The sequence below is a fragment of the Acinetobacter lwoffii genome, assembly GCF_022967985.1.
In the GTDB taxonomy this organism is placed as follows: Bacteria; Pseudomonadota; Gammaproteobacteria; order Pseudomonadales; family Moraxellaceae; genus Acinetobacter.
The window spans coordinates 76,284-92,816 of the sequence record NZ_JALJVC010000003.1 but is presented as its reverse complement, the minus strand read 5'-3'; the positions used below and the strand labels follow the sequence as shown (position 1 = coordinate 92,816).

The 16,533-nt window shown below is 45.5% G+C and carries 16 protein-coding genes; 5 read left to right on the top strand and 11 right to left on the bottom strand.

The window, feature by feature from the left end; all coding sequences use genetic code 11:
* Positions 1-150 precede the first annotated feature (150 nt).
* The 3 genes from rpmB to MWG72_RS03335 all read left to right on the top strand — a co-directional run bounded on the left by rpmB (position 151) and on the right by MWG72_RS03335 (position 2,405).
* A complete protein-coding gene (gene rpmB / locus MWG72_RS03345) occupies positions 151-387 on the top strand; it encodes a 50S ribosomal protein L28 (protein WP_000048256.1) in 237 nt (78 codons plus the stop codon).
* Between the two features lie 12 nt (positions 388-399).
* On the top strand, positions 400-555 hold the full coding sequence (gene rpmG, locus MWG72_RS03340; RefSeq protein WP_001205031.1) for a 50S ribosomal protein L33: 156 nt from the start codon (positions 400-402) through the stop codon (positions 553-555).
* A 134-nt stretch (positions 556-689) separates the two neighbouring features.
* A complete protein-coding gene (locus tag MWG72_RS03335) occupies positions 690-2,405 on the top strand; it encodes a cation:proton antiporter (protein WP_180180908.1) in 1,716 nt (571 codons plus the stop codon).
* Between the two features lie 257 nt (positions 2,406-2,662).
* On the opposite strand, the gene MWG72_RS03330 is transcribed toward MWG72_RS03335, so the two are convergent.
* From MWG72_RS03330 to MWG72_RS03285, 10 genes are all read right to left on the bottom strand, one after another.
* Positions 2,663-2,941, bottom strand: coding sequence for a hypothetical protein (locus tag MWG72_RS03330; protein WP_004278462.1), 279 nt, complete (start codon positions 2,939-2,941; stop codon positions 2,663-2,665).
* A 105-nt stretch (positions 2,942-3,046) separates the two neighbouring features.
* Positions 3,047-3,550 (bottom strand): DUF6586 family protein, encoded by a 504-nt coding sequence (locus MWG72_RS03325; protein ID WP_148334743.1) that lies wholly within the window; start codon positions 3,548-3,550, stop codon positions 3,047-3,049.
* A gap of 194 nt (positions 3,551-3,744) precedes the next feature.
* Complete coding sequence (locus MWG72_RS03320) at positions 3,745-3,996, bottom strand: RNA recognition motif domain-containing protein (protein ID WP_148334742.1); 252 nt, start codon at positions 3,994-3,996, stop codon at positions 3,745-3,747.
* Positions 3,997-4,079: 83 nt separating this feature from the next.
* Positions 4,080-6,068: an ATP-dependent helicase gene (locus tag MWG72_RS03315; protein ID WP_247143227.1), complete on the bottom strand. Its 1,989-nt coding sequence runs from the start codon at positions 6,066-6,068 to the stop codon at positions 4,080-4,082.
* Positions 6,069-6,220: 152 nt separating this feature from the next.
* Positions 6,221-7,360, bottom strand: a complete 1,140-nt coding sequence (locus MWG72_RS03310) for a glycerate kinase (protein WP_247143226.1) — start codon at positions 7,358-7,360, stop codon at positions 6,221-6,223.
* A 65-nt stretch (positions 7,361-7,425) separates the two neighbouring features.
* Positions 7,426-8,181: a hypothetical protein gene (locus MWG72_RS03305; protein WP_247143225.1), complete on the bottom strand. Its 756-nt coding sequence runs from the start codon at positions 8,179-8,181 to the stop codon at positions 7,426-7,428.
* 95 nt (positions 8,182-8,276) lie between these two features.
* Positions 8,277-10,919 carry a type I DNA topoisomerase gene (gene topA, locus MWG72_RS03300; RefSeq protein ID WP_247143224.1) on the bottom strand — a complete coding sequence of 881 codons (2,643 nt, stop codon included), beginning with the start codon at positions 10,917-10,919 and terminating at the stop codon, positions 8,277-8,279.
* Positions 10,920-10,949: 30 nt separating this feature from the next.
* Entirely contained in the window at positions 10,950-11,399 is a 450-nt protein-coding gene (locus MWG72_RS03295) for a hypothetical protein (protein ID WP_004647398.1), read from the bottom strand.
* Between the two features lie 70 nt (positions 11,400-11,469).
* Positions 11,470-12,474, bottom strand: coding sequence for a hypothetical protein (locus MWG72_RS03290; RefSeq protein WP_005261740.1), 1,005 nt, complete (start codon positions 12,472-12,474; stop codon positions 11,470-11,472).
* A gap of 367 nt (positions 12,475-12,841) precedes the next feature.
* Complete coding sequence (locus MWG72_RS03285; protein WP_004278477.1) at positions 12,842-13,087, bottom strand: SlyX family protein; 246 nt, start codon at positions 13,085-13,087, stop codon at positions 12,842-12,844.
* 33 nt (positions 13,088-13,120) lie between these two features.
* On the opposite strand from MWG72_RS03285, the gene MWG72_RS03280 reads away from it, so the two are divergent.
* Both MWG72_RS03280 and MWG72_RS03275 read left to right on the top strand, forming a co-directional pair.
* Entirely contained in the window at positions 13,121-15,025 is a 1,905-nt protein-coding gene (locus MWG72_RS03280) for an ATP-binding cassette domain-containing protein (protein ID WP_114541280.1), read from the top strand.
* Between the two features lie 107 nt (positions 15,026-15,132).
* On the top strand, positions 15,133-16,068 hold the full coding sequence (locus tag MWG72_RS03275; protein ID WP_247143223.1) for an LpxL/LpxP family acyltransferase: 936 nt from the start codon (positions 15,133-15,135) through the stop codon (positions 16,066-16,068).
* A gap of 55 nt (positions 16,069-16,123) precedes the next feature.
* Here MWG72_RS03275 and MWG72_RS03270 read toward each other — a convergent pair whose 3' ends face one another.
* The gene (locus MWG72_RS03270) at positions 16,124-16,459 is read right to left on the bottom strand and encodes a GNAT family N-acetyltransferase (protein WP_247143222.1); all 336 of its coding nucleotides are present in this window, start codon (positions 16,457-16,459) and stop codon (positions 16,124-16,126) included.
* Positions 16,460-16,533 lie beyond the last annotated feature (74 nt).

The window sequence follows — 16,533 nt, the reverse complement described above, 5'->3', positions numbered from 1 at the left end:
GCTATCGATATAGTTCGTGCCGCGTTTTGACGAAAATCGCTTGTCTTTTAAGCGCATTTTTGATATAAAACGCCCCTTGAATGATTTCAATCCGTTTATTTTTGACTGGCCATACAGATTTGCTGTTGGCTAAATCAATGGAGTTACACCATGTCTAAGGTTTGCCAAGTTACCGGCAAGCGTCCAGTCGTTGGTAACAACGTCTCACACGCCAACAACAAAACTAAGCGCCGGTTCGAGCCGAACCTGCACCACCACCGTTTCTGGTTAGAAAGCGAAAAACGTTTTGTACGTCTTCGTTTAACCACTAAAGGTATGCGTATTATCGACAAATTGGGCATTGAAAAGGTTGTTGCTGACCTACGTGCTCAAGGTCAAAAGATCTAAGGAGTCTGAACCATGCGTGATAAAATTCGCTTAGTTTCTTCAGCTGGTACAGGTTATTTCTATACCACGACTAAGAACAAACGTACTATGCCGGAAAAAATGGAAATCAAAAAATTTGATCCAAAAATCCGTCAACATGTAATCTTCAAAGAAGCTAAAATCAAATAATTTTAGTTTCTTTAAAAAAACGACCTTCGCGGGTCGTTTTTTTTGCACTTTTTTTATCCGGCTTGATAAACTTTCTGCATGTTTTGGCACTTTTTGTGCTTATTTCCCAGCAAACCTAGCTAAAGGAGTATTTAGTGCCACATGACGTAGAGCTCATTATATTACTGGCTGTTGGTTTTGGCTTAGCTTTGGTCTTTGGCTATCTCGCTGCACGGCTACGTCTCCCCCCTTTGATCGGCTATCTCATTGCCGGCATTCTGATTAGTCCCCACACGCCCGGTGTGGTCGGTGATATTCATCTGGCCAACCAGTTGGCAGAATTAGGCGTCATGTTCCTGATGTTTGGCGTCGGAATGCATTTTTCCCTAAATGATCTGATGCAGGTCCGCCGGATTGCCCTGCCTGGTGCGATTTTACAGATTGCAGTTGCCACCTTGCTCGGAGTCGGAGTTTCGATGCTGTGGGGCTGGAGCTTTGGTTCAGCGCTGGTCTTCGGCCTAAGCCTGTCCTGTGCCAGTACCGTGGTTCTACTCAAAGCCCTTGGTGATCGTGGCCTGCTCGATTCGATCAATGGCCGGATTGCTGTTGGCTGGTTGCTGGTCGAAGATCTGGTCATGGTCTTGGCGCTGGTACTGTTACCTGCCACTGCGGTACTTTTAGGTGGGCAGGCGCTGGAAGGCGCAAGCGATGAGAATATCTGGCTTACCTTAGGGATTACCTTACTTAAAGTCGCAGGCTTTATTGCCTTCATGCTGATTATTGGTAAACGCTTGATTCCGATGATCATACAGGTCGTGGCACGTCTTGGTTCACGTGAGCTGTTTACTTTAACAGTGGTGGCTGCCGCCGTTTCAATCGCCTTTGGTGCCTATAAAGTCTTTGGCGTGTCGATGGCACTGGGTGCTTTCTTTGCCGGAATGGTGGTGAAAGAGTCCGATTTTAGTCATCGTGCCGAAGAAGAAACCTTGCCACTGCGTGAAATTTTCTCGATTTTATTCTTTGTCTCCGTCGGCATGCTGTTTGATCCGCGCATCCTGCTGGAACAGCCTTTACATGTACTGGCCGTGGTCGGGATTATCATGATTGGTAAAACTATTGCCGCGATGGCACTGGTGCTGTTCTTCCGTTATCCGATCAATACCGCTTTGACCGTCGGTGCTTCTCTGGCACAGATTGGTGAGTTCTCCTTTATTTTGGCTGCACTCGGTGTTTCGCTCAATCTGCTTTCGCTGGAAGGTCAAAACCTGATTCTGGCAGGTGCCTTAATTTCGATTACGCTTAACTCCTTTATCTTTTCCGCGATTGAGCCGGTACAGAAATGGATTCGGGAACGCTCGACTCTGGCCCGCTTACTGGAACGCAGTGGTGACCCTTTGGCAATGTTACCGGATGAAGTCTCACAGGATTACCTGCGCGATCAGGTGGTCATTATTGGCCATGGTGAGGTGGGACGTCGCATTACCCGCTCATTGATGGAAGAAAACATTAAGGTGGTGATTGCCGAAGAAAACCGTGACATCGTCGAAAACCTACGTGAAAAAGGCATTGCTGCAGTGTCTGGTGTAGCCACTGAAGCCGGAGTACTGATTCAAGCACATATTCAACATGCGCGCTTACTGGTTATCTCTCCTATGGATATTATCGATATTCATAAAATCGTGGACATTGCCAAGACCTTGAATCCACAAATTCAGGTACTGGTCTGTGCAGAAAGCAAGGAAGAAGCTGAAGCCATTCGTCGGGATAATGTCGGTGCGGTTTATTATGCCAAAGAAGAAATGGCGAAAAATATGAGCAATCATATTTTGAATCAGATTGAGATCGCGCATCAGCATACGCCTTCTCATTAAAGTTTTTCTTTGAATAAACACTGAATAAAAAAGTTGCCGGATCTGGCAACTTTTTTTATGTACATCAATATATCTCTGAGCCAAATATTTTATTAACACACTGGCTTCAGACTGCTCACGACTTAAATTTTAAAATACTGATTTTTCATCTTCATTTTAAATGAACGTTTTTGTGATACTTAAAATCTGCCTAATTTAATAACCTATAAAACTCAAAAAGCACACCGATAGTGTGCTTTCTAAATAAATTTCAACGATTAACTCATATACTTTGGTTCTTCATCCACAACTTCAGCCTGCCATTCATTGACCTGCTGTTCCAGCAAGCCATAGAGTGCTGCCTGAATCATCTGTTGCGCAATCACGGGCGTCTGCTCTCCAAGTAGAGCTTTCACCTCATCATTAAATTGAATCATTACCAAAGGCTGTTTATGTGAGCCTGCATTGCGTAGAGCCAACGCGCCACCTTCAAGTTGAACGAGTTCTAAAATCGCGTCTTGATTACCAAATAAATCTTTCAACTGTTCTATAGACATATATCCTCCATGTTCAACATGGTGGCAAAGCGCCGGGTGCACTTTGCATCATTAGAGTAATTGATATAGGGTTAAAAATTGCAATTTCAAGTACAGCCGATCCGATTAAAATTCAATCATCTCACTACGAAAACCATCAATTAATTGCGTCAGGTCACGATGCCACTCCCTCAATATAGCAGTATCAGGTAACCATGCTTGTGGAGACTGTGTGACTTTAATGATGAGATTTGAGGAGGTTTCGTCTTCAGGTTCTGGGGTACTTGGTTCGGGCGCATACTGGCACAGACGGTAAGCGCGTTTCAGTTCAGCAATGAAACCACTCTTGGATAAATGTTGCAGCACCGCCACTTCTGGCGAAATTTGGCCTTTGGCCGCCATCAATTCTTCGATCGATTTTAGCGTCGGATGAGGATCATTCAGGCGATAGTAACGCACCAGTTCCTGTAAAAATGCTAACAAAGCACCATGCAAATGAAACACAGTTGCTTCACGTTGTGCCTGAGCCTGTTGTACATGTTCAGTTTGCTCTGCTTGCTGGCAGGATAGACGGGCAAAATACAGTTTTTGATTGGTACGGTCCGCATGATAGCGAGCAACACGGGTCATCGAGATTTCCTAAGGTTTAAAACAAATTTTGGCTTTTATAAAGTAAAAGGTTCGCCTGCATTTCGCAATCAAAAGATGTTTAGACTGAATCCATCCAGCACTGAAATTCAGAGCATTGAGCTCACTAATTAAGTACGGCGATACTAAATTGTAGCCATAAAAAAAGGAGCCTATCAAGTGCTCCTTTTTTGAGTTTAAGCCTGAGGCTTGTCTTCTACGGCTTTCACGCGGATGCCATGTCCGTGTAGGCGTAAAGTGTTCAGGCCTTTAATGGCTTTGACTGCTTCACGGCCATGCGGCATTTCTACAAAAGCAAAACCTTTTGATTTGCCTGTTGCTGCATCAAGCACCAAAGTACAGGTCTCCACTGTGCCATATTCCTGGAACAGTTTCAGTAATTCGGCTTCTGTGACCGTACGTTCTAAATTACGAACTAAAATTTTCATCTTACAACCTTAAGAAGATAGGCAAAAAATATCAAAAAGCACGCGCCTACTCTACTTTTTGCATGAAACAACTTTGCCATAGTTTAATCGAGATCAATCCCAAAATCTAAATTAATCGACTTGCGTTCAATCAAGGCACTTTTTACCGTTTGCTGCCGGGTCTTGTAATGGGTTTCTGTGGTGCATAAATGCCGGGTGAGATCATTCAGGAAATAGCTTTCGACTTTACGCCCCTGCTCATCGACCGTTTCCCGCGCCCAATGATTCAGGTTCTGTTTGGTCAGAATCAATTCATTTTTTGCCCGGGTCAACGCCACATATAGCACACGACGTTCTTCTTCGACATCATCAAAGTCACCCTGAGCACGTGCATGCGGGTAATTGCCTGGCGTGACATTGGCCACATAACAAACATTTTGTTCGGTGCCTTTGGCCGAGTGAATGGTAATCAAGGTCACCACATCATGGTCCGACTGGCGTTCAATTTCCGAGATTGACACCGGATCCAGTACATATTCCTCTAAAAACTCACTCAGCTGCGAATGCTTGGAGGCCAGCTGTTTGACCAGTTCAAAATCACTCTGGCGACGTGGCCAATCCTTTTTATAGTTTTCCGCCAACTGCGATTCAATCGCCTGAATCGCAAGACCGACACAGGCTTGCACTTCGCCTTTGAGCACACTCATCTGCTGCATGATCAGAATGGTTTCTAATGGTATCTTGCCAAATTTTTCCAAATTATCTGCAATAGCTTCCATTTCCGGTTCAGCCAATAACTGCTGCGATAGCTTACTGGCACCGACATCACCAACACCATTCCACAGGGTCAAGAAACGCATCCAGGCGATATCATCCAGCGGATTGGCGACTACGCGCAGCATGCTGAGCAAATCTTTGACATGCGCCGTTTCCAGCAGCTTCATGCCACCAATAAAGCGATACGGCACATTAGCCGCGATACAGGCTGCCTCAATATGCCGTGCGGCAAAACTGGAACGAACCAGCACCATATGCTCGCCCCACTTACTACCTTGCAGATAATGACGCTCTTTAATATCAATCGCGATCCATTTGGCTTCATCAAACTCATTCGGGAAAATATGCATGCGCGGCTTTACACCTTCTCCGCGATACGCTTCCAGACGTTTGTCATATTTGATTTCAGACTGATCGAGCAGCCAGTTGGACAGATCCAGAATTTCCTGGGTCGAGCGGTAGTTTTTTTCTAATTTAAAAATCTGCGCATCTGGCACACGTTCTTTGAAATAGTGAATATTTTCAAAGTCTGCACCACGAAAGCCATAAATCGACTGCGCATCATCACCGACACAGAACAGGCTGATCCGGTCTTTCAGTGGCTCCAGCAAAGCCCATTGCAATGGATTGGTATCCTGCATTTCATCGACCAGCATATGCCGACAGATTGAAGCGACATAGTCGACCAGACCTTCGGACTGTGCCAGCGCCGTAGCTACTACCGCCAGAATATCGTCATAATCCAGAAAACTTCGCGCTTGCTTACGTGCTTCATATTCTTTCATAATTTCGGCAATCTGGTCCTTTAAGGCCAGATATTCCGGCATCTGTTTTTCCAGCGCCAGACTGAGCTTTTGCCGGGTATTCCTTGCAAAAGAATACAAATCACATAATTCTTGAGGCTTCGGCAGATGATTGGGATTTTTCTTGTCATCACGGCCGCGAATCAAACGAAACATCATCAACTGATCATCACGATCAATAATCGAAAACTGTTCCAGACCAAAAGCTTTCGGAATACGGCGCAGCAGATACATACAGAAGGTATGAAAGGTCGAGGCCCGCAGTCCCTTGGCTTGTTCACCCAGTGCAAGTTCGACACGCGCCACAATTTCACTGGCTGCACGGCGGGTAAAGGTCAGAATTTGAATCTGGTTGGCAGGCACACCCTGCTCAATCAAGTAAGCTGCGCGTGCCACGATAGTCTTGGTTTTGCCACAACCTGCCCCGGCCAGCACCAAACTGTGTTTTGCTTCTGTGGTCGCTGCTTGCTTTTGTTGGGGGTTTAATTCATCAATCAGGGTGGCTAAACTCATTTTCACTCATCATTTTGTGGATGTATGTAGTTTAACAGATCGCTTCCAGAATTATGGCTTTTCAGTTGTCCTGAAACTGTCTCCAATTTTATTTCCTGATTTGATATTAGCTAACGACAGGGCGTGCTGGATTACAGGAGAGAGAAATACTTTCACTCTGTCAAAAGATTTTTAACTATCTCAACGACAGCTTTCTCCAAGTTCATTTCTGCATTATTTAAGGCTTCCTCTAAAGGACAATCTGGCGGATTAATCCCAACAATCTGGCTAAATCCTGACTCAAACAAATCCTCAATCCCTTCACCGACTAGACCAGCAAAAGCAATCACCGGTTTATTGAAGTGTTTTGCAACCTGCGCCACACCAAATGGCGTTTTGCCAAATTTGGTTTGAAAATCAATTTTACCTTCCCCGGTAAACACATGATCTGCTTGCGCTATTTTCTCGTTGAGTTGAACCTGTTGAATCATCAGCTCTACACCTGATCGAATGGAAGCAGCAGTGAATGCCATTAAACCAAAACCCAATCCACCGGCAGCGCCCGCACCTGCCACATGACGATAATCACAGCCAATCTGCTGAGCAACCACATCGGCGAAATGACAGAGGTTTTGATCCAACTGCTTGACCATTTCAGGCGTTGCACCTTTTTGTGGTCCAAAGATTATCGATGCACCATTTGGTCCACACAGTGGATTGTTGACATCCGATGCAATGATTATTTCAGTATCTGCTAAACGTGGATCAAGTTCGGATAAATCCATTGATTTGACCAGATCTAAGTTTCCACCACAGACCTGAATTAATTCACCCGCATGATTTAGAAACCGCACACCCAGTGCCTGTGCCATGCCGGCACCACCATCATTGGTAACACTCCCACCCAGCCCAATGATGATTTTTTTCACACTCAAGTCCAATGCCTGTTTGATCATTTCTCCTGTGCCATAAGTTGAAGTGAGCATCGGATTACGCTGTGAAGGCTTCAATAAATGAATGCCATTGGCCTCGGCCATTTCAATCACGGCAGTTTGACCTGGATCAACCAAACCCCAATAGGTCTGAATACGTTGCTCAGGCAGTGGTCCGGTCACTTCACATGCAATACTTTGCCCCTTTAAACTTGAAATCAATGCATCGACCGTGCCTTCACCGCCATCAGCCATTGGCACATGAATGATATGGGCATCCGGAATGACGTTCTGAATACCGCGTTGCATGGCCTGACAAGCCCGCGCAGCAGACATGCTTTCTTTAAATGAGTCAGGAGCAAGTACAAAGGTGAGCGGCATGATGTAATCTTTTATCCACAAATGAAGTCTAAATTGTGGATAAATCCAGTACTATCCACAAGTCTTTATTTCCAGCCCAGTTCAATTGCAGTTATCTCATTAATCAAGGTTTGATTTAAAGATTCTGGCATTTTACTGGTAGTTTGAGACAGGGGAATATGCCCTGCCATCAGCTCCGCCTTGGATTGCGGAAATAAGGGTTGCTGATCTGGAAATGCATAACCCAGCGGATAAATCGGTTGCCCTGTCGCTAAATCGTATTTATCCGAAGCACCAAAGGCATGCAGCAATTCATGAACCAAGACAATTTTATTCTGTTCAGTCTGTTGCTTGGATGCAAATAGATTCACCGAACCAATCCGGCCTTTTTGCAAGGCGGTTGAATGCTTTAATTGCTTGGTCTGCGCAGGATCATAGTAATTTAAAAATAAAGTCACATTGGCTGAAGGATCTGAACTCTGTCGCTGTTTCCAGGCATAGAAACGGAATTTTAAACTCCATAAAACTGTATTGATGAGCGAAGCCTGCTCAGGGACTTTGGGCGGTAGAACTTTAAGCTCACGGCCTAAATTAAAATAAAAATAAGTCGGCTGTCCGCGATACTGCTGAGCTGCTTTTTCCAGATATTCCCTTGCTCCATTCAGGTCCTGAACTGACAGTTGCTGGATATATTTCTGTGTGGTTGGTAATCCATCAGCACTAATCGGATGCAGCAAAACAATAATCGGCTTTGACCAGTTCTGGTTTTGATCACGATAGGCATTGACTGCGACAATCAATAAGATGATTAATAAAATCAGAATCCGAATCTTTTTCCACATGGCCCCAAATCAACCTTGATTATTGTTTTTAAAATGAAGATACATCATAAATAAAAAATGCCGACTTTCGTCAGCATTTTTTTGAATCTTAGAGTTTAGGCTTCAACCCATTTTCCGTCCTGATAAACCAGAGACCATTTGGTTTGCTTGCCTTCTGCAGTTTCCGAACCAATATATTGTGACTGGTTCTTACGGCTAAATTTTACCAGAGTTGGATTCCCTTCCGGGTCCACATCAGGTGCCTGCAAGATAAACTGATACTTTGGATCAAGCTGATCAGCAACAGAACGTATCTCGGCCACTTTCGGTGCACGGGTTTCACGCACTTTCGGGAACTTGCTTGCCGCCAGGAATAAACCGGCTGCACCGTCACGCAGTACGAAGAAATCGTCATGCTTGGCAGAACGTAAATGCTCCATCTTGATCGGGTCCACACGTGGAGGCGCAGGCTGACCGCTCTTTAAGACTTTACGGGTATTGTCACAGCTGGTACAGGCAAAATACGGACCAAAACGACCCGTCTTCAGCTGCATTTCACCATCACACTTGTCGCATGGGATACTCGGGCCATCATAGCCTTTAATTTTGAACTCGCCTTCTTCAAGTTCAAAACCACTACAGTCCGGGTTATTCCCACAGATATGCAGTTTACGGCCGCCATCAATCACATAGCTGTCCATGGCAGTTTCACAGATCGGACAACGCTTCTTCGACATCAGGTCAGCAGTTTCCGCAGCCTCATCATCAGACAATGCAGCCAGAGACTCAACTGGTGTCAGGTTCAAGGTTCCCTTACAACGCTCTTTCGGCGGTAGGTTATAGCCTGAACAACCCAAGAATACGCCTGTGGTTCCGGTACGAATCTGCATTGGACGGTCACATTCTTTACAGTGTACCGCATCCACTTCTACAGGCTGATTACGGCGCATTCCGTTTTCACCCTGCGCTGTAGTCAAACGTTGTTTAAAATCGCCATAGAAGCTGTCTAATAGCTCTTTCCAGTTACGCTCACCATCTGCTACCTTATCCAGCTGACCTTCAAGATCTGCGGTAAAGGCATAGTTCATCAGATTACTAAAATTTTCATTCAGACGATCGGTGACGATTTCGCCCATCTTCTCGGCATAGAGACGACGGTTATCCAGTTTCACATAACCACGATCCTGAATGGTCGAGATGATTGCAGCATAGGTCGATGGACGGCCAATGCCTTTTTTCTCCAGTTCTTTGACCAGTGAGGCTTCGGTAAAACGTGCCGGTGGCTTGGTGAAATGTTGAGATGGATCAAGTTTCTCAAGTTTAAGCACTTCACCGACTTTGACCGCAGGCAATAAAATATCGTCATCGGCTTTATTGGCACCACGCACGCGAGTAAAGCCATCAAAGACCAAGGTACGGCCTTTAGCTTTCAGTTCCACGCCATTGGCATCCACTAAAATGGTAGAAGACAAATATTCTGCCGGAGTCATCTGACAGGCAACAAACTGGCGCCAGATCAGGTCATACAGACGCTGTGCATCACGCTCAACACCCACCAGACTGTCGCCTTTTAAGCCAACCATAGATGGACGAATCGCCTCATGCGCTTCTTGCGCACCGGCTTTATTGCCATAACGGTTCGGCTTGGCAGGCAAATACTTCTCGCCAAACTCGGATTCGATATGACCACGCACCATATTCACCGCATCATCACTCAAGAAGGTCGAGTCGGTACGCATATAGGTAATGAAGCCGGCTTCATACAGACGCTGCGCCAGCATCATGGTTTTCTTCACAGAAAAACCGAGACGGGTACTGGCTGCCTGTTGTAACGTTGACGTGATATACGGCGCACTTGGATTAACCTTGGTTGGCTTATCTTCACGTGTAGAAACCGTATAATCCGCATCTTTGATCAGGTTTAATAAGGCATCAGTTTCGGCTTTGTTGCGCAGCTTGAGCGTCTTGCCATTTTGCTTGACCGCTTCGAGACGAATATCATCTTTTTTCGATTTGGTATCGGCAAACACCTGCCAGTATTCTTCAGGAATGAAGGCACGAATTTCACGTTCACGCTCGACTACCAGCTTCACCGCAACCGACTGTACGCGACCTGCCGACAAACCACGGGCAATCTTTTCCCAAAGCAATGGCGAAATCATAAAGCCCACGACACGATCCAGAAAACGGCGTGCCTGCTGCGCATTGACTTTATTGGTATCCAGACGTGACGGATGCTTAAAGGCATCCTGAATCGCGTTTTTGGTAATTTCGTTAAAGACCACACGCTGATAACGCGAATCATCACCGCCAATGACTTCTTTTAAATGCCAGGCAATTGCTTCTCCTTCCCTGTCCATATCCGTTGCCAGATAGACTTCATCAACTTGCGATGCGAGTTTTTTCAGTTCGGCAACCACATGTTCTTTGCCAGGAAGGACTTCGTATTTGGCTTTCCAGTCATGTTCCGGATCGACACCCATGCGGTTAATCAACGCATTCTGTGATTTTTCAGCTTTTTCTGCATCCGTCAGTTTGGTACGTGTCGCCGGTTTTTTCTCTGTCGATTTTGCAGAACCGCCAGTCGGCAAGTCACGCACATGACCTACCGATGATTTTACGATGTAGTTCGGACCAAGGTACTTATTGATTGTTTTCGCTTTTGCAGGCGACTCCACAATCACTAGGGCACGCTTGCTTCCAGCGTCGGGAGACTTCGCTGTGCTGCTTTTTGATGTGGACCGAGGAGCGTTCGCCATAATTAACCGTTAATCCTGTTTATTTCTAAATTAAAGTTCAGCCAAAGCGTGTAACAGCGCTTTGATGTCGTCGAGTTGGGTCGCTCTTAAATCAGCTTCTTCATCCCAATACATGCCGACACAGTTGGCCTGCATATCAATAGCATAAATGCCTTTTAATGCAATGGGAAAATCTTTAAATTTCTCATCACCCTGCACGATTTCGAGTTTATTATCGACAACACGGGCGCGCATCAGGGGCAAACGCGCATCTGGCATCAGTACACTGTAGTACGCGACCATACTGGCACGACTTTCAGTCGCCTTCGGGATTTTGGTCCAGTCCGGTGCCACCACCAGACGTGGATGCAAACCCATTTTACGGGCTTTGTCACGCATCAGGCCCAAGGCTTTTTCTCGGGGGCTCACGCGCAACCCGAAAATCGACCCTATGACGAAAATGATGATGACCACCGTCACCCAGATTCCAGTGTTTTCCATAGTTCAACCTTTATGTTCTATTATTAGAGTTGCATAAGCACAATATAAAACGCAAGTTTGCACGATAAAATTAATTCAGGAACATTTCATGACTATATAAAATTTCGTGACCATTCCAGTAAATATAACCTTTCTCGATCAACTCCTTCAGCAGCAAGCGGATGTCCGATTTTGGAAATAACTGTTCCAGTAAATCACGCAGCTCATAAATGTCTTTGGGTTTATCGCCCTGCAATTCACGCAGTTTACGCGCCACTTCCAGTTGTACCGGATCGATCCGGCCAAAGTTCTTGAACAGGTCTTGCTGTGCCGACTGGATTGGTGACTTGAGTATTTCAGATTCAACTGGAGCTTCTTCTGCCTTCAGTTGGGAAATGACCTGATCCAGTTTTGGATTTTCAACCGGGCTTTGTTCATCCAGATTGAGTTGCAGCCATTGTTTCAAAACTTTTTTGCGGAAGCTGATTTGCTCATCATAGCGTTTGACGATTTTCAGGTTAATCAACATGCCGACCACATGCTGAGCTTTTACCGGCATCACTTGCAGAATATTCGCCACTGAGTTTTTTAGGGTTTCCACCGTATTCGGTTTGCCGCTCATTTTCCCTAACGCATCACAGTATTTTTTCACCAGTTGCAAGGCAGGTTTGTTCTTGATGGTATCCAGACTCGGAAGATGATTTTTAGGTTGATCGGTTGGAATGTTTGTCTCATCAGGCTGAATCTGAATTAGGTGACACGGAATATCAGAAGCTTGCAGCATCTGCTGCAACATCTCGCAGCTGTCCATCGCCGAGATCAATTCAACCTCGGTTTCCGGCTCCAGTAGCGCCATAAGCTGACCGACAATGACCGCATATTCATATTCTTTTTGTGGCGATTCAGGCGTGTCCAGTACCACCACCTGACCACTGCTAATCCAGCCGGCAAGCTCGGTTAAATCCTCTAAGGAGAATTCAAATTTTCCGGCACAGCTAAACAGATATAAAGTCGAATAATGCGCCACAATCTCACGCATTAACTTGGCTGTAGGGAAATTATTTTCGAGGTCGAGTAGAACAACTTTTGGGTGCATGGGACGCAATTCCGGAATGTACCTGAGAGCCGGTATTAGAGTAGGAAGTGAGTGAAAGGTCAAATAATTTTATGGCTGAATGGGTGCAGCCCTGTTTCGGCAGAGGGCCAAACTGCATTTTATGAAATGCCGGCAAGAAATCTGTTTGCAAGCGCGAATGTTTGTTTTCAACAGGAAAATTCTTTTGCACTTGATCATCGCGTTGCACTTTATTACTTTTATATGCGTGTTTAAGGCAATTTAAAAGCCCATTCAAAACAAAAATACTTCTCTTTTTATCATCTTATAGATTGACTCATTTTTATTTTTCAATAAAAAACCCTTAGATCAGCTAAGGGTTATTGTTGATTAAATCATTGGTTGCAAATTAATAATGCGGTGGTCGGTCTGCAACCGGATCAAATTCTGCTATGCCTTCAGACAGATCTGAAGACTCAACACGTTGATATAACAGCGTCATTTGCTTTTTCAGGTCAGCAATTTCCAGGGTCTGTTTGGCCACCTGATCATTCAACTGTTCAACTAAATCGTCTAAAAATGCAATTCGCACTTGCAAATCTTCAATGGGTGCGGAAAATGACGCCTGATCATTTAGATTTTGTTGTTTAGTCATTTAAAGTCCTCATTGGGGATTTCAGGAAACATTATGGCCTATATTACCCTTAGGGATGTCCAACTTGCGTTTGGTGGACCCGCCCTGCTCGACGGCGCGAATTTTAACTTGGAACGCGGCGAACGAGTGTGTTTGATTGGCCGTAATGGTGAGGGTAAGTCTACCTTACTTAAGCTGATTGAAGGAAGTTTACTGCCTGACAACGGCGAAGTTTCATTACAAAACGGCATTACCATTTCCATGCTGGCGCAAGATGTACCGATGGATTCAGGTAAAGTGGCTGATATCGTGGCAGATGGCGCTGGTGAAGCGTCAGAAGTTCTGCGTGCTTATCATGCTGCCAGTGAAGCTTGTGTACTAGGTGACATGGACGCCTGTGATCGTATGGGCAACCTGCAACACAAAATGGATCAGCTGGATGGCTGGGCCCTGGAAACCAAGGTCAATTCGATTTTAAGCAAAATGGGCCTGGACCCGGATGCAGATCTTGCCGATTTGTCTGGTGGTCGTAAACGTCGTGTCTTGCTAGCACGTGCTTTACTTACCCAACCTGATGTCCTGTTACTCGACGAACCGACTAACCATTTAGACGTTGAAAGTATCGAATGGCTGGAAAAATTCCTGCTCGATCAAAATAATTTGACCCTATTGTTCATTTCGCATGACCGTGCCTTTGTCGATAGCATTGCTACCCGTATTGTTGAACTGGATCGTGGTCAACTGCGTAGTTATGAAGGTAACTATTCACGTTATCTAGACCTGAAAGCCCAGCAAATGGAAGCTGAAGAAAAGCAAAATGCGCTGTTCGATAAAAAGCTGGCTGAGGAAGAAGTCTGGATCCGTCAAGGGATTAAAGCCCGTCGTACCCGTAACGAAGGTCGTGTCCGTGCCCTAAAAGCATTACGTGAAGAATCTAGAGCACGTCGTTCGCAACAAGGTAAAGTGACGATGGCGACTCAGGATGCCAACCGTTCCGGCAAACTGGTGTTTGAAATTGAGAACCTGAGTGTGAAATTCGGTGACAATGCACCGATCATCAACAACTTCTCTGCACTTGTCCTCCGTGGCGACCGTATCGGTCTGGTCGGTGATAACGGTGTCGGTAAAACTACCCTCATTAAAGCCATTCTGGGCGAGCTAGAACATGGCGGTACGGTGAAGACCGGTACGCAGTTAGAAGTGGCCTATTTCGACCAGCTCCGTAATGCGCTGGATCTGGAAAAATCTGTTAAAGATAACGTCTCAGAAGGTTCTGACCACGTGGATGTGAATGGTAACCGTCGTCATATCTATAGTTATTTACAAGATTTCCTGTTTTCGCCAGAACGTGCCCGTACCCCAGTCAAAGCTTTGTCAGGTGGTGAGCGCAACCGTATCCTGCTAGCGAAACTGTTGCTGAAACCATCGAACCTGATTGTGATGGATGAGCCAACCAACGACCTGGATATGGTGACTTTAGAGTTACTGGAAGAGATGCTGGGTGGCTACAAAGGCACCCTGCTGTTGATCTCGCATGACCGTGCCTTTATGGACAACGTGGTAACATCCACTTGGGTCTTTGATGGTAAGGGCAATATTGACGAATATGTTGGCGGTTATCAGGATTATCTTGAACAACGTCCGGATCAAACCGTGGTTGACCAAAAAAGTGCCGTGAAAAAAGCCATAGCCAAAGCAGAAGCCGAGGCGGCACCGGTCGCTGCCAAAAAAGTTAAGCTTAGCTACAAGGACCAGCGTGCACTCGAGCAACTTCCTGCTGAAATGGAAGCACTGGAAAAAGAGCAGGCCGAGATCAACGCACAACTGGCTGATGGCTCTTTATTTGTGACTGATTCCGATAAAGCATTGAAACTTTCTAACCGTTTATCCGAAATTGATGAGCTGTTACTGGAAAAATTAGAGCGTTGGGAAGAACTGGACAACCTAAGTAACGGCTAAATATTCCCCGAGCTTTTACTAAAGCATCTGTATTCGTACAGATGCTTTTTTATTTCAATAATCTTCTCTGTTAGACTGCATTTAATCTTTTGGCCCTAAATTGTTTTATGAGTACTCAGCCTGCATATCAACCCGGTGAATTTCAATGGTCATTCCTGTTACCTCAATATTGGGGCAAATGGCTAGGCATTATTTTCCTGATGATTCTGGCGATCTTACCTTGGGCCATTCAGCATCGTCTGGCGTCCATGCTGGGCCACCTTTCTTTTAAATACTTGAAATCACGCCGTGAAACCACGCTGCGTAATCTGGAAGTCTGCTTTCCCGAATGGTCTGAAAAGCAGGTACAGGACAATGCCCGTCAGGTATTTATCGATCAAATGCTTGGGGTGTTTGAGACGCTGAATGCCTGGTACAGTCCGAAATGGTTTCAGGGCCGCGTCAGTATTGAAGGCTTGGAACATATTCAGAAGGCACAAGCCGCAGGCCAAGGCATGCTGTTATTAGGCACGCATTCAACTTTGCTCGATGCGGGTGGTTATCTTTGCGCACAATATTTTGAACCGGATGTAGTCTATCGTCCGCAGAATAATCCACTTTTGGACATGCTGATTTACCGTTGTCGCGCCACAATTTATGCCAATCAGATTGACCATGATGATATGCGCGGTCTGGTACGTAACCTGAAAAATGGCCATGCGATCTGGTACAGTCCGGATCAGGATTATGGTTTAAAACAAGGCGTGATGGCACCTTTTTTTGGCGTGCCTGCGGCGACTGTAACCGCACATCGCCGTTTACTGAAAATGACCAAAGCTGCTGCAATTCCTTTATATTTCTACCGTCATGGCGATATTAACAATCCGCGCTACCATGTGCTCATTGAACCGGCACTGGAAAACTTCCCTAGTGAGAATGAAGTTGAAGATGCCACTCGCGTGAACCGGGTGATTGAGCAGCAGTTGCGCATCGCACCGACCCAATATATGTGGTTCCACCGCCGTTTTAAAACTCGCCCTGAAGGTTATAAGGAAATTTACTAAATCTGTTTGATCCTAGACTTTAAATCGCTACAGCTCCTATAGTTTAAAATCCTGTTCATGATCTGTACCTTGATAGATCTACATAGCTTCCGTTAGTCCCGCACGCGTGAAGCCTAAAGCCTGATAAAAATCCTATTGTCTGCTGATCGGCCACTAAAATCTGCTGATGAAATCCTGAATAATATTGCAGCATACTTTGCATGATCCGCCGACCAATGCCTTGTCGTTGCCAGTCTAGACCAACCAATAAATGGGGGGAATACACCCCCAGAGAGCCATCTGAAATCGCATTCGCCAGTCCGACCAGCTGACCATTTATACGTGCAGTGACCAGACCATGCGAATGTTGTAAAGCCTGTAATAAATGTTGTGGTTTTCGGCAGTAGACCATGGATTGGCACGATAGAGCTGAAGTATTTCTGATCCATTCACTGAGTCATCACTGGCAATAACATTTTCCATTCT